The organism is Klebsiella sp. K-3, assembly GCF_051207495.1.
GTDB lineage: Bacteria > Pseudomonadota > Gammaproteobacteria > Enterobacterales > Enterobacteriaceae > Klebsiella > Klebsiella aerogenes.
Genome location: NZ_JBPNXF010000008.1, coordinates 121,528 through 139,477 on the forward strand (window position 1 = coordinate 121,528; position 17,950 = coordinate 139,477).

General features: G+C 54.3%; 17 protein-coding genes, 1 other RNA gene and 1 pseudogene. 8 read left to right on the forward strand and 11 right to left on the reverse strand.

The features are described from left to right. Positions 1 to 7: 7 nt before the first annotated feature. The 8 genes from ACSEMK_RS14695 to ACSEMK_RS14730 form a co-directional block, all read right to left on the reverse strand. Positions 8 to 1,390 (reverse strand): PTS galactitol transporter subunit IIC, encoded by a 1,383-nt coding sequence (locus tag ACSEMK_RS14695; RefSeq protein ID WP_113373128.1) that lies wholly within the window; start codon positions 1,388 to 1,390, stop codon positions 8 to 10. Positions 1,391 to 1,395: 5 nt separating this feature from the next. After that, the gene (gene gatB / locus ACSEMK_RS14700) at positions 1,396 to 1,680 is read right to left on the reverse strand and encodes a PTS galactitol transporter subunit IIB (protein WP_020077852.1); all 285 of its coding nucleotides are present in this window, start codon (positions 1,678 to 1,680) and stop codon (positions 1,396 to 1,398) included. A gap of 26 nt (positions 1,681 to 1,706) precedes the next feature. Then, on the reverse strand, positions 1,707 to 2,174 hold the full coding sequence (gatA, locus tag ACSEMK_RS14705) for a PTS galactitol transporter subunit IIA (RefSeq protein ID WP_087859910.1): 468 nt from the start codon (positions 2,172 to 2,174) through the stop codon (positions 1,707 to 1,709). Between the two features lie 14 nt (positions 2,175 to 2,188). Beyond that, positions 2,189 to 3,460 (reverse strand): tagatose-bisphosphate aldolase subunit GatZ, encoded by a 1,272-nt coding sequence (gene gatZ, locus ACSEMK_RS14710; protein WP_430915041.1) that lies wholly within the window; start codon positions 3,458 to 3,460, stop codon positions 2,189 to 2,191. A 176-nt stretch (positions 3,461 to 3,636) separates the two neighbouring features. Further along, positions 3,637 to 4,452: an HPr family phosphocarrier protein gene (locus tag ACSEMK_RS14715; RefSeq protein ID WP_087859908.1), complete on the reverse strand. Its 816-nt coding sequence runs from the start codon at positions 4,450 to 4,452 to the stop codon at positions 3,637 to 3,639. 10 nt (positions 4,453 to 4,462) lie between these two features. Further along, positions 4,463 to 5,875 (reverse strand): PTS fructose transporter subunit IIC, encoded by a 1,413-nt coding sequence (locus tag ACSEMK_RS14720; protein ID WP_087859907.1) that lies wholly within the window; start codon positions 5,873 to 5,875, stop codon positions 4,463 to 4,465. A gap of 10 nt (positions 5,876 to 5,885) precedes the next feature. Beyond that, positions 5,886 to 6,800, reverse strand: coding sequence for a 1-phosphofructokinase (gene pfkB / locus ACSEMK_RS14725; RefSeq protein ID WP_430915043.1), 915 nt, complete (start codon positions 6,798 to 6,800; stop codon positions 5,886 to 5,888). Positions 6,801 to 6,824: 24 nt separating this feature from the next. Beyond that, entirely contained in the window at positions 6,825 to 7,679 is an 855-nt protein-coding gene (locus ACSEMK_RS14730) for a tagatose bisphosphate family class II aldolase (protein ID WP_087859905.1), read from the reverse strand. A gap of 351 nt (positions 7,680 to 8,030) precedes the next feature. Here ACSEMK_RS14730 and ACSEMK_RS14735 point away from each other — a divergent pair, with 351 nt between their 5' ends. Both ACSEMK_RS14735 and ACSEMK_RS14740 read left to right on the forward strand, forming a co-directional pair. Further along, entirely contained in the window at positions 8,031 to 8,834 is an 804-nt protein-coding gene (locus ACSEMK_RS14735; protein WP_213793705.1) for a DeoR/GlpR family DNA-binding transcription regulator, read from the forward strand. Next, positions 8,834 to 9,784 (forward strand): sugar kinase, encoded by a 951-nt coding sequence (locus ACSEMK_RS14740; protein WP_087859903.1) that lies wholly within the window; start codon positions 8,834 to 8,836, stop codon positions 9,782 to 9,784. The genes ACSEMK_RS14735 and ACSEMK_RS14740 overlap by 1 nt, the downstream gene beginning before the upstream one ends. Positions 9,785 to 9,834: 50 nt before the next feature. Here ACSEMK_RS14740 and garD read toward each other — a convergent pair whose 3' ends face one another. After that, complete coding sequence (gene garD, locus ACSEMK_RS14745; protein WP_271032071.1) at positions 9,835 to 11,406, reverse strand: galactarate dehydratase; 1,572 nt, start codon at positions 11,404 to 11,406, stop codon at positions 9,835 to 9,837. A 503-nt stretch (positions 11,407 to 11,909) separates the two neighbouring features. On the opposite strand from garD, the pseudogene garL reads away from it, so the two are divergent. The 5 genes and pseudogenes from garL to ACSEMK_RS14770 all read left to right on the forward strand — a co-directional run bounded on the left by garL (position 11,910) and on the right by ACSEMK_RS14770 (position 15,996). Then, positions 11,910 to 12,805: pseudogene (garL, locus tag ACSEMK_RS14750) on the forward strand (2-dehydro-3-deoxyglucarate aldolase). Further along, positions 12,705 to 13,595 (forward strand): 2-hydroxy-3-oxopropionate reductase, encoded by an 891-nt coding sequence (gene garR, locus ACSEMK_RS14755; RefSeq protein WP_045394913.1) that lies wholly within the window; start codon positions 12,705 to 12,707, stop codon positions 13,593 to 13,595. Before garL ends, garR begins: the two are co-directional and overlap by 101 nt. Before the next feature lie 211 nt (positions 13,596 to 13,806). Then, positions 13,807 to 14,187: RNase P RNA component class A (gene rnpB / locus ACSEMK_RS14760), an RNA gene on the forward strand. A 388-nt stretch (positions 14,188 to 14,575) separates the two neighbouring features. Next, positions 14,576 to 15,436: a mechanosensitive ion channel domain-containing protein gene (locus ACSEMK_RS14765; protein ID WP_087859948.1), complete on the forward strand. Its 861-nt coding sequence runs from the start codon at positions 14,576 to 14,578 to the stop codon at positions 15,434 to 15,436. 149 nt (positions 15,437 to 15,585) lie between these two features. Continuing rightward, complete coding sequence (locus ACSEMK_RS14770) at positions 15,586 to 15,996, forward strand: Spy/CpxP family protein refolding chaperone (RefSeq protein ID WP_087859898.1); 411 nt, start codon at positions 15,586 to 15,588, stop codon at positions 15,994 to 15,996. A gap of 32 nt (positions 15,997 to 16,028) precedes the next feature. On the opposite strand, the gene ACSEMK_RS14775 is transcribed toward ACSEMK_RS14770, so the two are convergent. Together ACSEMK_RS14775 and ACSEMK_RS14780 are read right to left on the reverse strand one after the other, a co-directional pair. Then, complete coding sequence (locus tag ACSEMK_RS14775) at positions 16,029 to 16,190, reverse strand: hypothetical protein (protein WP_087859897.1); 162 nt, start codon at positions 16,188 to 16,190, stop codon at positions 16,029 to 16,031. A gap of 22 nt (positions 16,191 to 16,212) precedes the next feature. After that, positions 16,213 to 16,914: a pirin family protein gene (locus ACSEMK_RS14780; RefSeq protein WP_430915044.1), complete on the reverse strand. Its 702-nt coding sequence runs from the start codon at positions 16,912 to 16,914 to the stop codon at positions 16,213 to 16,215. Positions 16,915 to 17,018: 104 nt separating this feature from the next. Between ACSEMK_RS14780 and ACSEMK_RS14785 the strand changes: the two genes are divergently transcribed. Further along, the gene (locus ACSEMK_RS14785; RefSeq protein WP_045377888.1) at positions 17,019 to 17,915 is read left to right on the forward strand and encodes a LysR family transcriptional regulator; all 897 of its coding nucleotides are present in this window, start codon (positions 17,019 to 17,021) and stop codon (positions 17,913 to 17,915) included. Positions 17,916 to 17,950 lie beyond the last annotated feature (35 nt).

Here is a 17,950-nt window from a genome sequence, read left to right on the forward strand (position 1 = left end):
CTAATGCTTAAGATGCGGTTGGATGCTGTTGCGCGGCGGCGCTTTTCTCTGCTTTCTCTACCGCCATGAAGCGGCGGGCGCGACGCCAGGTCAGCAGGACGCCAGCCAGATAGATGATGCCGATAATTGCGAAGCCGACCACGTTCTGCCAGGTGAAGAGCTGGATTAGCAGCCAGGTAATCGGCGAGCCGCCCTGGTCCATCGAAGCCACCATACCGCCCGCTTTTAACGCCCCGGCGTTTGCCGCCAGCTGCGTGTGTAAGCCGATGGTCTGGGTTGCGATCCATAGGGTGATACCCATAATGATGACCCCGGAAATCAGGGTGCGGAACAGGTTGCCCTGATGCACCGCTACCGCCATCGCCACGAAGAAACCAATGGTCGCCAGGTCGCCGAACGGCAGGACCTGGTTGCCTGGAACCACGACGGCGATCAGAATGCTCAGCGGGATGAAAATCAGGCTGGCGGATACCACCGAGGTATGGCCAAGCAGCAGCGCCGGGTCGAGACCAATCAGGAACTCCTGGCCGCCGAATTTAGCCTGCAGACGTTTACGCGCCTGTTTGGCTATCGGGTTGAGGCCATCCATAATGGGTTTGATCACCCGCGGCATCAGCAGCATCACCGCCGCGGTTTTCACCGCCAACTGCAGAATGCCTTTCAGGTCATAACCCGCCAGCGCGCCAATCACCAGCCCCATCACGAAGCCCACGGTGACCGGTTCGCCGAAGGGGCCGAAGCGTTTCTGGATATCATCGGCGCTAAAGTGTATCCGGTTAAGGCCGGGGACTTTTTCGATGATGGTATCGACGAGCACCGCAATCGGCCCTAAGTACGCCGAACTGCCGTGCGGTATCGCGATGCCATCAAGGCCGAAGAAATCGCGGGTATCCCTGGCAAACCAGTCACCCAGTTTGTAAACGAAGGCGGCATGAACCACGACGCCGAGAATCCCTATCCAGTAGGAACCGGTCGCGATATGCAGCATCGCGCCGGTAAAGGTCATATGCCAGATGTTCCAGATATCGACGTTCACCACGCGGGTCATGCGGGTGACCAGCATGACGATATTGACCACGATGGCGACCGGAATGGCTACCAGCGCGATTTGCGACGCCCAGGTCATCGGCGATGACCCCGGCCAGCCGATATCAATCACGTGAAGGTTAATCTGGAAATGCTCCGCCATCGCCTTTGCCGCCGGGCCGATGGAGTCGAGCATCAGGCCAATAACCAGGCCGATGCCGACAAAACCGATCCCGATGTGCAGACCGGATTTGAAACAGTCCCCGAGCTTCATCCCCAGCAGTTTGGAGAAGATAATGATCACGATCGGCAGCATCACCGTCGGACCAAGATCGAGGATATAACGCATGATTTCGCTGAACATGGCGTTTACTCCGCGAGGATGCCGAGGATTTTCTGCTGTAAGGCTTCAATGCCGACGCCGGAGACAAACGGCATGCCGTGAACCACTGGAATATCGCCGAAGGCGCGGTCCACGCGGGCGGTGGTGCAGATAAGGTCCGCGCCGTCCATGTAGGTTTCGATTTCATTGACCCGGCACTGCACCAGATCCAACTCAATGTTGTGGTCTGCGCACAGCTCTTTAATCTCTTCTGCGGCCATCGTGGAGGTGGCGACGGCGCCGCCGCAGGCGACGATTACTTTGCGTTTCATAGGGTACCCCTTTTATTATCAGTATGTTATGAAGCCTGGGCGCTAAGCTCGGGCTCAAGGATAAATTGCTGGAACAGCACCGGTAACTGCTCGTCGGAAGCGGAGAGCAGAACCTCCAGCGTGTTTGGATTTTGTAGCTCACTAAATAACCGGCGCAGCAGCTTCAGCTGTGCCGCCGGGTTTTCAACAATCAGCGCGATGATAAGCGAAACGTCGATATCGCCATCGTCATCAGCGCGCTGAAAAGGGACCGGCGCGTCCGGGCGAATCAGGTAAATCGCCGGTGACTTCGCGTGCATGGCTTCGCAATGGGGAATGGCCACGGCGTGTTGCTCCAGCGCGATGCCGGTCGGAAAAGTTGCTTCGCGTTCGAGCAGGGCTGCCGGATAGCTATCATGCACAACACCTCGCGCCAGCATCTCCGCGCCAATATGCTCCAGCGCCTGCTGGCTGGAGCTGAAATGAATGCCGGTACGAACAAACAATTGACTCATAGATCCTCTTTATTTCACGCGGTTTCAGAAGAACAGCCGTAGCGGTAGGCGCGCAGAACATCCTGGATTTTGTCGAGGATGAGCTCGTGCGGCACGGCGTTCAGTTCATTCAGCGACAGTCGTTCAAACTGCACCGGCATATATTGGCTGATAAGCCCCAGCGGCAGCTTAGCGTCGGTCAGGTTCGCGATAAGTTTCTCAACGCTCTGCCGAATACGCGGATGCGGCCAGTAGTAACGGATACGGTCGGAAAGGCTAAAGTGGATATCGACCATCGCCTGACTCCAGGTCGGGCGATAGTATTTTTTCCAGTAGCCCGGTTCGTTGAGCATCACTTCGTCGATCACTTCCATCACCCGGCTACGGGACTCGGGCGCGATGAGCTCATTTTCCATCTGTGCGAGAGCGAAAATGGCTTCGCGCAGGGCAAAGGTGAGCGCCGGGCCGACTTTCAGAATGGCGAAGTGGTCGCGGACCAGCGCGCGGTAGGCCTGGCGGGATTGGTAGTCGGTGGAGTGGGCTTCGTACACCATCGGGGTATTTTCGATCCACGCGGACAGCGCTTTCGCTTCCTGCGGTTGGTAATGGATGATTTGCGTGTGGTCGAACTCCACGCCCGGCTGCACGACGATGGCGATGACGCGCTTCAGCGCGGCGTCGAGCCCCAGCTTGCGGAACGCCGCTTCATGGGTTTCGAGGGTGGCGGCGGCATCCTGCGCCCGGGTGACATGTACGCTGCCGATGGTGCTGGCTTCGCCGCCGGGAACCGGTACTTCTGTTCCGATAACGTAGGTCAACTGGCGCTTTTGTTCATCGCTGGCGGTCTCTTCAGCAGCCTGACAGAGGCGGGCGGCGCGCTCTGCCACCACGCTTGGGTTCAACGGTATCGGGTCATCGGCGCAGGACATTGATGCATCCAGGTGGATCTTACTAAAACCTGCGGCGACATAGGCTTTGATAAGGTCGATGGATTTTTTCATCGCATCGGCAGAAGGTTCGTCTTGCCAGCAGTTTGGGCCCAAATGGTCGCCGCCAAGAATAATGCGTTCTGCCGGGAAACCGACGGTGTGGGCGATGTTGTAGACGAAGTCGCGGAAATCGGCCGGCTGCATACCGGTATAGCCGCCAAACTGGTTGACCTGGTTTGATGTTGCTTCAATCAGCACTTTGTTGTTGGTCGGCAGATCGAAACGTAACGCCGCTTCGATAACCAGCGGATGGGCTGAACAAACTGAGCAGATGCCGATGTGTTCGCCGGATTTATGGCGAGAGATAATATCTTTCATTTACAACCTCCGTTTTCTTTCGAATATATTCGTTATGTTTTGTTTTGGTCGCAAATGTCTTTGTTTTGAATTGTGATCTGTATCGATAAATTGCTGTGCAAGCGTTGAACAGGGTGTCTTACTGGCAAAAAAAACGCCCTGACCAACACGGCAGAGCGTTTTTAATTAATTGAAAATTAACTGAATAACCGGGACAGCCAGCTGCGTTTGCTTTTTTCTGCCGCCTGAGAGACCTGCTGCGGTTGGGCGGCGATCTCGCCGAGCCCGGCGTTAAAGGCGTCGCCAATTGCTTTCAGCGCCTGATGCGCATCGCTGCCGCTGGCCATAAAGTGCAGACGATGACCCTGTTTGGCGCCAAGCGATACGACGCGCATCAGATTTTTGGCATCGACAATTGACGATCGAGTATCCAGGTTTTCGACCTGGATTTGCGACTGCCACTGCTTGACGGCTTTCACCAGTACCGCGCTGGGCCGGGCATGCAGGCCGTGCGGATTGCGCAGCGTAAAGATTGCCTCTTCATCAAAGCGCGGCGGCGGTTCCGGTTCTTCGCCTTGCGCCGGCGCGATATCGCCGGCAAGTATCTCCAGCACCGCCTGCGGAGTATCGGCCCGTGACAGCGCGGCGGGCACCCGATCGTCGCCTAGCGCATGAGTGAGCTGGCGTAAGATATCGAGATGTTCGTTGTCCTGTGCGGCGATACCAACAATCAAATAGGCGGTTTGCCCTTCGCCCCAGTCCACCCCCTGCGGACAGGCTAGCACCTTCACGCCGGTTCTTAGCACCGCATCGCGGCTTTGCGGCGTGCCGTGAGGAATGGCGATGCCGTTGCCCAGATAGGTACTGATTTGCCCCTCGCGTTCGCGCATTCCCTCCAGATAGGCCATCTGTGTATGCCCGGCTGCGGTCAGGGAACCGACGACGCGCTGTAGCGCTTCATCTTTCGTTTTGACCTGATGGTCGAAATGAATGTCTGCGGAAGTCAGCTGCATAGTTCGCTCCTTATTTAATGGCGCCGGCAAGCGCCGTCGCTTCCTGAGTGCGTTTTTGCCACAACCGCCAGCATCCCAGCATGAGCGCGCCGCAGGCGGAGCCGGTAAGAATGCACAGCACCCACACCAGCGGTTTGCTGACCAGCGGTAGGATCAAGAAGCCGCCGTGCGGCGCCGGGACCTGAATATGTAGGCTGTAGCTGAGGACGGCCGAGATTGAAGAGGCGATCATCATCATCGGGATCACCCGTAGCGGATCCTTAGCGGCAAAGGGAATCGCGCCTTCGGTGATGTGCGTGCAGCCGAGGATATAGTTCACCATCCCGGCGGCGCGTTCTTCTTCGCTAAAGCCTTTCGGGAAGAACGTGGTTGCCAGCGCAATCACCAGCGGCGGGGTAATGCAGGCAGCGGAGACGCCGGCCATAAAGAAATAGTTTCCCTGTCCTAGCAAGAGCGTTCCGGTGACGTAGGCCGCTTTATTGACCGGGCCGCCGAAGTCGAATGAACACATTGCCCCGACCACAATCCCCAGCAGAATGGGATTGGCTTCTTGCAGAGAGCTAAGCCAGTTCATCATGCCGTTGTTGATCGCCGCCACCGGTTGGCCAAGTAGCACCATCATCACGCCAATGACCAGTACGCCAATCAGCGGCATAATAAAGATCGACTTTAGTCCTTCGTACTGACGCGGCAGGCCGTCGAGCAGGCGGCGGATAAGCAGCATAAAGTAACCGGCGGCGAAACCGGCGATGATCCCGCCGAGGAACCCGGCGCCGGTGGCGTTTGCCAGCAGGCCGCCGACAAACCCGGCGACCATCCCCGGACGGCCGGAAATGGACCAGGCAATGTAGGCCGTGAACACCGGTACCATGATCGAGAACGCCTGCTGGCCGACTTTCATCAGGGTGGCGGCAATCACGTTGTACTGCGCTGAATTTGGATCGGCGGAGTAGATACCCCACAGGAAAGAAATGGCGATTAAGATCCCGCCGGCCACCACGAAGGGCAGCATATTGGAAACACCGCTCATCAGATGTTTATAAATCTGTCGGCCGAATGATTCCTGCTCATATTTCTCCGCAGGATCCGCTGTGGCGGAGATCCCCTGACGGCGTTGCGCCTGGCCGCTGACGACTTTATTAATTAATTCTGCCGGATGATGAATGGCCTCTTTAACCGGCACTTCGATGACAGGCAAACCATTAAAACGTTCGGCATTAACATCTTTATCGGCAGCGATAATAACACCATAAATATCTTTCAGATCTTCCGGTGTAATGACATTCTCTACCCCGGAAGCGCCGTTGGTTTCAACTTTGATCTCAACGTTTAATTTTTTTGCTGCGGTCTTTAAGGCTTCTTCAGCCATAAATGTATGGGCAATACCTGTAGGGCAGCCGGTAACGGCAATAATCTTTTTCATAATCGGACCTTTATAATTGGACGATCTGAAGTTGTTGTAATAATTCTTGTGTACGGTTTAATTTGCCAAGCCCGGCGGAGGCGGCAACATCGGCGCCGGTGGCGCTGGCCAGCGCCAGAGCGGGAACGACATCATCTTCGTTAAGCCATTTACTCAGGAATGCTCCCAGCGCGGCATCGCCGGCGCAGGCCGAGCTAACCAGTTTGATTTTCGGCGCCGAGCAGAACCACAGTTGCTCGCCGTTTGAAAAGTAGAGCCCCTGCGCGCCCAGGGTGAGCAGCACGTTTCGGGCCCCGAGCTGGTGGAGCGTGCGCATTGCGTCATGTACCTGCTGCGGGCTGCCGACGTCGAGATCGAAGATCTCTTTGAGTTCGTCGTCATTGGGTTTAATCAATAGCGGGCGTAGCTCGAGCAACTGCCGCAGCGCCGGGTGGCTGATATCTAAAATAACTTCACAACCTTTTTGCTGACACAAGGCCATTATTTCGCTATAGAACCGGCTTTCAATTCCCGGCGGCAAACTGCCGCTGATTACCAAATAATCACCGGGTTCGACGCACTGTAAATGATGAATAATTTGCTCTTTGCCTTCATCATTAATACGAGAGCCGGGATTTACTAACTTATATTCTTCGTGTCCGTCATTAATAAAAACATTAATACGGGTGGGTTCGGCGACCCATGCCGGAGTCACTTTAATATGCTGTCTGCGCAGCTCTTCGACTATATAGCGGCCAGTAAAACCGCCAAATATACCCATGACGTGGGTGGGCTGTCGGTAATGATCTAATACCAGCGAAACGTTCACCCCTTTGCCATTTGGGCAATATTCCGTCTGCCGGGTGCGGTTGACGGCCGCAGGCCGAAGCGGATCGCAAAAGATATTCATATCGATCGCGGTATTCAGTGTCAGGGTATGGATCACGACATTGCTCCTTCGATCCGCGGATTATAGTTGCCCTTCGCAGCCACAAACGTGAATCACTTTGCGGACAACCTCTTTCATTGCCGCTTTCGCCGGCGTCATATAGTGACGCGGATCGTTGGCGCCCGGATTTTCCAGGAAGTAGGTTTTCAACGCATCAGAGAAGGCGATTTTCAGTTCGGTGGCGACGTTGACTTTGCAGACGCCCAGAGAAATGGCGCGGCGAATATCGCTATCCGGGAGGCCAGAAGCGCCGTGCAGTACCAGCGGAACGTCAACGCAGTCGCGGATGGCGGCCAGGCGGTCAAAATCAAGTTTCGGTTCGGCGGTGTAGAGCCCGTGCGCGGTGCCGATGGCGACGGCCAGCGAATCAATACCGGTACGGGCGACGAATTCACGGGCCTGTTCCGGGTTGGTATAGAGCGCATCTTTGGCATCAACCACCAGATCGTCTTCCACGCCCCCCAGTCGGCCCAGCTCGGCTTCCACGCTGGCATCGTAGCGATGACTTAATTCCACCACGCTTTTCACCAGCGCTACGTTTTCTTCGAACGGTGAATGAGATCCATCGATCATGACTGAGCGAATGCCCGCCTGAACTTTGTGCGTGATGTCGACCAGATCCTCGTGATGATCGAGGTGCAGGGCGAGCGGGAGATCCCATATTTTCGCCAGATCGCGGGCGATCGCCACCACATTGCCGGTGCCGGCATAGCTGTAGGTTCCCGGCGTGCCGGCAAGGATCAGCGGCGAGCGCAGCTCTGCTGCCGTTTCCACCACTACCTGCATGGTTTCAAGATTGTGGATATTGAAAGCGGGGACCGCGTAACCATGACGCTGGGCCTTTAACAGCATGTTTTTACTGGAAATGATGTACATTCTAAATCCTCTATTTTCAACTTGTAAGTTATATTTTTATTTTAACCTTCAATTTGAAAGTAATGTAACGATCGTTTCCGCGTTTAGGTGTGATCCATCGCACACAATGGAGAATTGATTTTTAAAATGAAAGTTAATAATCTTTTTTATGTTTCTTTTTTAAAATTCCAATGAAGCGATATCATGTTGTTATCTATTTGAATTTTATTATCTTTATTAATTTTTCTTCACGGGACTAACTGGCGTGGTTTGACATTAAGATGGGGAAATTTAAAAATGAAAGTTATTCCAGGAGAAAATAAAAAGGCATAACCCGTGGCAAAACCGTCAACCAGCCTGCTGAAAAGGCGCTTGGACATCGCGGAGATCGTTCGTAAGAACGGCGAGATTAAAGTCGACGATCTGGCTGAAATGCTGGCTGTTTCCGGAGTGACAATCCGTAACGATCTTAACTATCTGGAGCAGCAGGGGTATCTGAAGCGTTCATTCGGCGGGGCGATTTACACGGCTCAGGCCGGCACGCCGGTCGCTACGGTTCGCGACGCTCCACAGGTGACGGACAAAGCGCTGGAAACGGAAATGGCGCGTCAGGTGGCGGTGCAAATTGAAGATAGCGAAACGCTATTTTTAGGCCAGGGTTCCATTTTGCGTAAAGTGATCCCGTTTCTGGCTAACAGTGAGGAACTTTGCCTGCTGCTTAACGATCTGGCCCACGTTGCGCTGGCGCAGGAGTTCCTGAATGGGGAAACGGTGCTGCTCGGCGGCGTGCTTGGCGGCAACGGGCGGATAGTCGAAGGTGATTTGGCGCTGAAAGCGTTAGGCCATTATCGGCCATCACGCGCGCTGATTGCGGTTGATCACGTCGCTGAAGACGGCACCCTGAGCGTACGCAACGAAACTAGCGCTCGTCTGCTGAGCGAAGTCGTGGCGCAGAGCGAGCGGGTTATCGCGGTTGTTGCTTCCCGTCCGGTCTATGGTGAAAAACGCTATGCCATCGGCGAACTTCAGCAAATGAGTAGCGTGGTGACGCCGCAGGTTGTCGCCGCGGAATATCATGCCCGTTTCCTCGCCGCGGGTTTAACTAACAGCTACACCAACAATGAATGCCTGACATGGCTCAACACGGCTTTGCAGAAGACAAACCAGGAGCGGTGATGAACGTAACCATTTGCACCATCGGCGAGCTGCTGGTGGAATTTCTCGCCAAGGAAGAAAATCAGGGATTTTCCCGCCCCGGTGAATTTTGGGGCCCCTATCCCAGCGGCGCGCCGGCAATTTTCGCCGATCAGGTGGCGAAACTGGGTTTTGGCTCCGTGCTGTTTAGCTGTGTCGGTAGCGACGCATTTGGCGAAATGAATATTGCGCGGCTGGAGAAAGATGGCGTTAACGTTAACGGCATTGCCATGCTGCATAAAGCGACAACCGGCAGCGCGTTCGTCAGCTATCGTAGCCAGGCGCAGCGCGATTTTATTTTTAATATGCCTAACAGCGCCTGTGGTCTGCTGACTGCGGACCACATCGACGAGGGGCTGCTTAACCAGTGCCAGCACTTCCACATTATGGGGTCATCGCTGTTCTCATTTCGCATTATCGATGCGATGCGTAAAGCGATTGAAAACATTAAAGCGCGCAACGGCACGGTGTCGTTCGATCCTAATATTCGCAAAGAGATGCTGAATATTCCCGAGATGTCGCAGGCGTTTGAATACATTCTCGATTACACCGATATCTTTCTACCAAGCGACGGTGAACTGGACTACTTTGGCCTGAATCCGGGGCGAAATGAGCAGGTGCTGGTTGATAAGCTGCTGAAACGCGGTGTTAAACACGTGGTGATTAAACGCGGCCCGCGTGGCGCGAGCTACTTTAGCGCCGCTGAAACACACCACGTCGCCGGTTTTAACGTGCCGGTTGTCGATCCGACTGGCGCAGGCGACTGCTTCGGCGCGACCTTCGTTAGCCTGTTCCTCAGCGGCGCCTCGCCGCAGGAAGCGCTGAAATGGGCAAACGCCAGCGGTTCACTGGCGATCGGTCAGCGTGGCCCCATGGAAGGCACTTCGACGCAGGCGCAAATCAAAAACTTTTTGGCAGCGCAACACAACTAATAATAAGCCCGGATTTTCCGGGCTTATTATTATAGTTGGACGGGGGCATATCACGTCACCGGCGCCGGGTTAAACACCGCCAGCTGGTTATGCAGACCCCATTGATCGGAGAAGGTTTTCTTACGTCCGCTGGCGACGTCGAGAATGAACTCGAACAGTTTCAGCCCGACATCCTCAATCGTCTCTTCGCCGGTTGCGATGGTACCGGCATTGATGTCCATTAAGTCATACCAGCGGTTGGCAAGCTCGGTACGGGTCGCCATTTTAATCACCGGGACCGCCATCAGCCCGTAAGGGGTGCCGCGCCCGGTGGTGAACACCTGAACGGTAATGCCGGAAGCCACCTGTTGAGTGCCGCAGACAAAATCGCTGGCCGGCGTCGCCGCATAGATAAGCCCGCGTTTCGTCGGGCGCTGACCCGGCGAAAGGACTTCGACGATGGCGCTTTTGCCTGATTTGGCAATCGAACCCAATGCTTTTTCCACTACGTTCGCCAGACCGCCTTTCTTATTGCCCGGTGACGGGTTGGCGCTGCGGTCGGTTTTCCCCAGCTCCAGATAGTTATCATACCAGGCCATCTCTTCCAGCAGGCGCTTGCCAACTTCTTCGTTGATGGCTCGCGGGGTTAACAGATGAATAGCATCGCGTACCTCGGTCACTTCCGAGAACATCACCGTCGCGCCGCAGCGCACCAGCAGGTCGGAGGCATAGCCCACAGCCGGGTTGGCGGTCACGCCGGAGAAGGCGTCGCTGCCGCCGCACTGCATACCGACCACTAATTCCGAAGCCGGGCAGGTTTCACGCTGGCGGGCGTTCAGCTTCGCCAGGTGGCGCTCGGCAACCTGCAGAATATCATCGACCATCGATTTAAAACCGACATGTTGTTCATCCTGCAAGCGCACTACGCTTGCGCTATCGACGGCGATCGGCTGCACGTCTTCGGTTCCCTGCAGCAGACGTTCCGGCTGCAGCTTTTCACAGCCAAGACCAATCACCATTACCTCGCCGCCAAAGTTGGGGTTCAGCGCGATATTGTGGATGGTGCGAATCGGCACGATGGCCGCCGGGGCGTTAATCGCCACGCCGCAGCCGTAGAGGTGGTTTAATCCCACCACGCCATCGACATTGGGGTATTTCGGCAGCAGATCGCGTTCGATGATCTTGACCACATAATCCACCACACCGGCGACGCAGTGCACGCTGGTGCTGATCCCCAGCAAATTCTTGGTTCCCACGCTGCCATCGGCATTGCGATACCCTTCAAAGGTGTATCCTTCCAGCGGCGGCAGCGGCTCGGGGACTTTAGTCGCCAGCGGTAGGGTGTTCAGCGGTGGGGCGGTCGGCAGTTCGACCAACGACTCATCAATCCAGCTTCCCTTTGGTATATCGCGAACGGCGAAGCCAATCACTTCGCCATAGCGGATGATTTCACCATGGGCAGGAATATCGACAAGAGCGACTTTATGGCCTTGCGGGATATGTTCAACGAGGGTCAGGCCATCCGGAAAACGCGTTCCGGCGGTTAAACCGCGATCGTTAACAATAATTGCCACATTATCAGTAGGGTGTACTTTTATATAAAACGCCGTCGGCGACTGTTGTCGAATTTCAATGTCAGCCATTGTCCAGTGCTCTCCAAACCGGTGCTAATAATAAAATAAAACGCTAATTAAATTTCTGCTTAGCAGAATGATGAAATAAAGAATGTCAGGAGTTATCGCGTTAGGATGTGATCTACGTCACTCCTTGCCGCGCCGGCCATGACACATAGATGAGTAATCCTGAGAACTGTGGATTAGCGCCCATGGCCTATGGCATTTGCATAACTAAAATGATTATTTAGGCATTTATATTGTGATTATGCATAGTGTCTGGTGGCGGAGGGCTGATTATACTGAGCCATGTTTTTGAGGAATCTGATATGTGAATAGATAGCTTAAAATAAATAGCTCGCTGAAAATAATAAAAGGTGTTCTGTGTCAGATGAATATTTAAATGATTCTGCATTGGGCCACAGAAAAGGAGTACCAGCCCGCTATTTAACTCTGCTAATTATATTGGTGATTGGCGAGATGAAACGTATAGAGCAGCAGAAGTAAGCAACGATTAACCCAAGGTAAAAATCATGGATAACGCAATTTTCCCAAACAAGTTCAAAGCCGCGTTGGCGGCTCACCAGGTACAAATTGGCTGCTGGTGCGCCCTGGCGAATCCGATTAGCACCGAGGTATTAGGACTTGCTGGTTTCGACTGGCTGGTGCTTGACGCGGAGCATGCGCCGAATGATGTGACCACGCTTATCCCGCAACTGATGGCGTTGAAGGGCAGCCACAGCGCGCCGGTTGTGCGCGTGCCGACCAATGAACCGATTATCATCAAGCGCATGCTGGACATCGGTTTCTATAACTTCCTGGTGCCGTTTGTCGAAACCGCTGAACAGGCGGCGCAGGCGGTGGCATCAACCCGCTATCCGCCGGAAGGGATCCGCGGTGTTTCGGTTTCTCATCGCGGCAATATGTTCGGCACCGTGCCGGACTACTTCGCTCAGTCCAACAAGAATATCTCCATTCTGGTACAGATTGAGAGCCAGACCGGGGTGGATAACGTTGATGCTATCGCTGCGACCGATGGCGTTGATGGCCTGTTCGTCGGTCCGAGCGATCTTGCTGCGGCGTTGGGCCATCTGGGTAACGCCGCCCATCCTGAGGTTCAGCGTGCTATCCAGCATATTTTCTCCAGCGCGAAGAAACACGGTAAGCCGAGCGGCATTCTTGCACCGGTAGAAGCCGATGCGCGTCGCTATCTGGAGTGGGGCGCGACCTTCGTCGCCGTCGGTAGCGATTTAGGCGTCTTCCGTTCAGCAACCCAGAAACTTGCTGATTCTTTTAAAAAATAATCACCAGGATTAAGAGAGAATATTATGACAATCAAAGTGGGTTTTATTGGCCTTGGCATCATGGGCAAGCCGATGAGCAAAAATTTGCTGAAGGCGGGTTATTCGCTGGTGGTATCCGACCGTAACCCTGAAGCTATTGCTGACGTGATTGCCGCGGGCGCAGAGACCGCGAGCACGGCGAAGGCCATTGCTGAGCAGTGCGATGTCATTATTACCATGCTGCCAAACTCTCCGCACGTGAAAGACGTTGCGCTGGGTGAAAACGGCATTATCGAAGGCGCGAAACCAGGCACCGTGGTGATCGATATGAGCTCCATCGCGCCGCTGGCGAGCCGCGAAATCAGTGAAGCGCTGAAGGCCAAAGGCATCGATATGCTGGACGCGCCGGTAAGCGGCGGCGAACCCAAAGCGATCGACGGCACCCTGTCGGTGATGGTTGGCGGTGACAAGGCGATTTTCGATAAATACTACGACCTGATGAAAGCGATGGCGGGATCCGTGGTGCATACCGGCGATATTGGCGCAGGCAACGTCACCAAGTTGGCCAACCAGGTGATTGTGGCGCTGAACATCGCGGCAATGTCGGAAGCGTTAACCCTGGCCACCAAAGCCGGTGTTAACCCGGACCTGGTGTATCAGGCGATTCGCGGCGGCCTGGCGGGCAGCACAGTACTCGACGCTAAAGCGCCGATGGTGATGGATCGCAACTTCAAGCCGGGCTTCCGCATCGATCTACATATTAAAGATCTGGCCAATGCGCTGGATACTTCTCACGGCGTCGGCGCCCAGCTACCGCTGACGGCGGCGGTGATGGAGATGATGCAGGCGCTGCGGGCGGATGGCCTGGGCACCGCTGACCATAGCGCTCTGGCGTGTTACTACGAAAAACTGGCGAAAGTGGAAGTCACTCGCTAACAAGATGGGCGCGTGCCTGCGCCCTGTTATGCTTACTTTTCGCAGCGCCGTCAGGCTACATCACCACGAACATTTTCTTCGTCCCAGACTCTTATAAACAAAGCCTTTCTGCCGGCGAGGGAAGGGTAAAAGCCATGATTGCCGCGAGGCTGGCGAGCGGAATGCGCTGTGCGGGGTGACAAAGGCGCGCGAACCCTCTATACTTCGCGCCGAAGCTGACCAGACAGTCGCCGCTTCGTCGTCGTCCTCTTAGGGGGAGACGGGCGGAGGGGAGGAAAGTCCGGGCTCCATAGGGCAAGGTGCCAGGTAACGCCTGGGGGGTGTCACAGCCCACGACCAGTGCAACAGAGAGCAAACCGCCGATGGCCCGCGCAAGTGGGATCAGGTAAGGGTGAAAGGGTGCGGTAAGAGCGCACCGCGCGGCTGGTAACAGTCCGCGGCACGGTAAACTCCACCCGGAGCAAGGCCAAATAGGGGTTCATAAGGTACGGCCCGTACTGAACCCGGGTAGGCTGCTTGAGCCAGTGAGCGATTGCTGGCCTAGATGAATGACTGTCCACGACAGAACCCGGCTTATCGGTCAGTTTCACCTATTTAATGTAAAAACCCCGCTCCGGCGGGGTTTTTGCTATCCGGAGGGTGGAACAAAGATGAATGACTGTCCACGACGCTATACCAGAAAGAAAGCGGCTTATTGGTCAGTTTCACCTATTTAATGTAAAAACCCCGCTCCGGCGGGGTTTTTGCTATCTGAAACTCAATCCCATTACGTTTTTTTGATTTCAGCCCATTACAAACCTGTATTACTGGATATCCACTTTTAAACAGCTTTCTGGCTGCATTACAGGCCGCTCTCATTGATACTGTCACGCTTTGAAAATGTATCTTCTATTCATTAATCTCAATCCCTCATTTGCAGCGGTCATCATTCAGCTTAATGGATAGCAGGTTTTAGGTATTATCCAGACAGGGCGGTGGACGTGAAAAATGTAGTGTTATTCCCCCAAATCAAAGCGGCGCTCGCCTGGCTTGTCGGCCATGGCGATACAATTATGCAGTTTGCGTGGAATATCGCGGCGGCGCTAATCATTTTGTTTGTTGGTAAGCTGATTTCGAAATTACTCGGCAAAACTCTCGAGAAAATTCTGCTGCGACGCAACGTAGATGCGACAATCGTCCACTTCTTCGCCGCGCTGGTGCGCTATATCACCATGGCTTTTGCGATTATCGCCGCGTTAGGCCGGGTAGGGATTGAAACCTCATCCATTATCGCCGTCCTTGGCGCGGCAGGTCTGGCCATTGGCCTGGCGCTGCAGGGCTCGCTGTCAAATTTTGCCGCAGGCGTATTGCTGGTGACGTTACGCCCCTTCCGCGCGGGTAACTTTGTGCAGGTGGGGGCGGTATCCGGTCTGGTACAATCGGTACATGTTTTTTCCACCACACTGCTGACTGTGGATAATAAAGAAGTCATTATCCCGAACGGTAAAATTATTGCCGATAGCATCGTTAACTATTCCCGCCATCCCTATCGCCGCATCGATCTCACGCTTGGGGTGGCATGTCATAGCCAAATATCACACGTTAAACAGGTGATCCAGACGCTTATCGATAATGAAAAGCGCATCGATCGTTCTCGCGGTACCACGGTTCGCTTGATCGAGTTGGCTCCTGGTTCGCTTAATTTTACCATTCGCGTATGGGTAAAAAATGCGGAGTATTGGGATACCTATTTTGATTTTCTGGAAAATATCAAAAATGCGCTCGATGAAAATAAAATCATGCTGGCTGCGCCGCGCATGGATATTAATTTAACGTCGCCGGATTTAGTGCGTATTCAATAAGCAAGAAGAATTTTATATTTCAGATAATTCATTTGGTGAATGTATTATCTGAATATTTACACTGGTGAACATGCTTTTTTACACATCGTCATTATTGTTCAGGGAATAATAGAGCGTCTTATCACTACGTACTTATTCAGGATAACAAGATGAACAAACTTTCTCGGATGGTATTAATGACGGCTGCAGCCGCGGGATTCTCCATGGCGGCACAGGCTGCTGAGGTTAACGCCGCTCCGGCGCCGGCTCAGGATCCTATCGTTCAGCATTTAAAATTGAGCCAGGATCAGGTCGCTAAAATTAAGAGCCTGCATCAGGAAATGGAAAAGAACGTCCAGCAGGTTTCGCAGAAAGATATTAAAGATGGCGTTTTATTTGACGTGATCGATTCCGGTAAGTGGAATGAGAAAGCGGTGAAGGATCAGCTGGCGGCCTTTGGCAAGGTTGAACAGCAGGTGCGCTATTATCGCGTGAAGTACTATTTCGGTGTAAATCAGGTTCTGACGCCGGAACAGCGTACTCAGGTGAAAAAAGATCTCTCTCAGGCATTGAGCGAGTAATAAAGTCGGCCCCGTTATGGGGCCGATTTTCATCAGGCGGCGTTATCTTCGTCCTGCAACCGCGTTTGCGCATCTTCCACGATGGCTTCCAGTTCACTCAGCATCTCTTCATAGCCAAAGCCGATTGGGCTCATGGTTTCCACAGCGACTGGCTGGTCTAACGGTTGCGCCTTTTTGCTCTTTTTCTTGCTCACTCACAAACTCCCGGCTTCCTTGTTACACCGGTAAATCTATCAGCAAAGCGCGCAGCGGCGTATCGGCGACGAGGGTAATGTTAGCTTCGTCACGAATAAAAGCGCCATCACCGCAGGTTAATGCCTGTTTCTCTTCCTTTTTTGCCACGACATGTACCGTACCGTGAATCGACTGCAGATAGGCGCGCGGGCCGTGCAGTTGAACGCTAATCTCTTCACCCTTCGCCAGCTGCAGATGATGGATCCATACCTGTTGGCGCAGCTGTACACTGTCACCGCTGCCATCCGGTGAAGCCAGTAACTGGATTGACGAGTCGCTAACCGCGAGTTTCTGCACCAGCGGATTTTCGCGTTCCGGGCAGGCGTCGAGCCACAGCTGCATGCGCGTCAACGACTGCTCTTTACTGAGATTATGCTCACTGTAGCTGACCCCCGGTTGGGTGGAGAGCAGCAAGGCTTCACCAGCCTTTGCCTGTACGTGGTTGCCGTCGCTATCGCGGTATTCCGCTTCACCTTCCAGAATCAGATTCAGGATATCGACCTTTGGATAGGTACGCGGCTGAAATGACGCGCCCGGCGCCAGCACTTCTTGATTGAGTACGCGCAGCGAGGCGTAACCCAGCAATTTAGGGTCGAAGTAGTGGCCAAAGGAAAAGGTGTAGCGGGCCTGCAGCCAGCCGAAGTCTGCTTGACCGCATTGTTTGGCTGTTCGGGTTGTAATCATTTTCTTGACCTCTCTTTACACTAAATCAATGGTAAAGGTATGGACGCTGTATTGTTAGCCAGATATTCTGCCCGGTATGTTCAAAATTCCTGAATGAGAGCGAAATGGCGAAAGAGAGAGCATTAACGCTGGAAGCGTTACGCGTAATGGATGCGATAGACCGACGCGGGAGCTTTGCCGCTGCGGCTGACGAGCTGGGGCGCGTGCCTTCGGCCCTAAGCTATACCATGCAAAAACTGGAAGAAGAACTGGATGTGGTGCTGTTTGACCGTTCTGGCCATCGCACAAAATTTACGAACGTTGGCCGCATGCTGCTGGAACGCGGGCGCGTGCTGCTGGAAGCGGCGGACAAGCTGACCACCGACGCCGAAGCGCTGTCGCGCGGCTGGGAAACTCACCTGACCATCGTGACCGAAGCCTTGGTTCCGACTACCGATCTGTTTCCGCTGATTGAGAAGCTGGCGACCAAATCCAATACCCAGCTGTCGATTATTACCGAAGTGCTGGCCGGCGCCTGGGAGCGGCTGGAGCAAGGGCGTGCTGATATCGTCGTCGCGCCGGATATGCATTTTCGTTCATCGTCAGAAATTAACTCACGTAAGCTCTATTCGGTGTTAAGCGTTTACGTCGCCGCGCCGGATCACCCGATTCATCAAGAGCCAGAACCGCTTTCCGAGGTGACGCGGGTGAAATATCGTGGCGTCGCGGTGGCGGATACCGCGCGCGAGCGCCCGGTGCTGACGGTGCAACTGCTGGATAAACAGCCGCGTTTAACCGTCAGCACCATTGAAGATAAACGCCAGGCGCTGCTGGCGGGGCTAGGGGTTGCAACCATGCCTTATCCGTTGGTTGAGAAAGATATTGCCGAAGGGCGCCTGCGGGTTGTGAGTCCTGAATACACCAACGAAATTGATATTATTATGGCCTGGCGCCGTGACAGCATGGGCGAAGCCAAATCGTGGTGTCTACGGGAGATCCCGAAACTGTTTGCCGGCAGATAACGGTAAGATGCGCTCCTCCGCCGCGAGGAGCGCGT

What these genes read in the sequence shown, in the direction of transcription:
- ACSEMK_RS14695 (WP_113373128.1), bottom strand. Translation starts at nt 1,390, where the DNA reads ATGTTCAGCGAAATCATGCGTTATATCCTCGATCTTGGTCCGACGGTG.
- gatB (WP_020077852.1), bottom strand. Translation starts at nt 1,680, where the DNA reads ATGAAACGCAAAGTAATCGTCGCCTGCGGCGGCGCCGTCGCCACCTCC.
- gatA (WP_087859910.1), bottom strand. Translation starts at nt 2,174, where the DNA reads ATGAGTCAATTGTTTGTTCGTACCGGCATTCATTTCAGCTCCAGCCAG.
- gatZ (WP_430915041.1), bottom strand. Translation starts at nt 3,460, where the DNA reads ATGAAAGATATTATCTCTCGCCATAAATCCGGCGAACACATCGGCATC.
- ACSEMK_RS14715 (WP_087859908.1), bottom strand. Translation starts at nt 4,452, where the DNA reads ATGCAGCTGACTTCCGCAGACATTCATTTCGACCATCAGGTCAAAACG.
- ACSEMK_RS14720 (WP_087859907.1), bottom strand. Translation starts at nt 5,875, where the DNA reads ATGAAAAAGATTATTGCCGTTACCGGCTGCCCTACAGGTATTGCCCAT.
- ACSEMK_RS14730 (WP_087859905.1), bottom strand. Translation starts at nt 7,679, where the DNA reads ATGTACATCATTTCCAGTAAAAACATGCTGTTAAAGGCCCAGCGTCAT.
- ACSEMK_RS14740 (WP_087859903.1), top strand. Translation starts at nt 8,834, where the DNA reads ATGAACGTAACCATTTGCACCATCGGCGAGCTGCTGGTGGAATTTCTC.
- garD (WP_271032071.1), bottom strand. Translation starts at nt 11,406, where the DNA reads ATGGCTGACATTGAAATTCGACAACAGTCGCCGACGGCGTTTTATATA.
- garR (WP_045394913.1), top strand. Translation starts at nt 12,705, where the DNA reads ATGACAATCAAAGTGGGTTTTATTGGCCTTGGCATCATGGGCAAGCCG.
- ACSEMK_RS14770 (WP_087859898.1), top strand. Translation starts at nt 15,586, where the DNA reads ATGAACAAACTTTCTCGGATGGTATTAATGACGGCTGCAGCCGCGGGA.
- ACSEMK_RS14780 (WP_430915044.1), bottom strand. Translation starts at nt 16,914, where the DNA reads ATGATTACAACCCGAACAGCCAAACAATGCGGTCAAGCAGACTTCGGC.
- ACSEMK_RS14785 (WP_045377888.1), top strand. Translation starts at nt 17,019, where the DNA reads ATGGCGAAAGAGAGAGCATTAACGCTGGAAGCGTTACGCGTAATGGAT.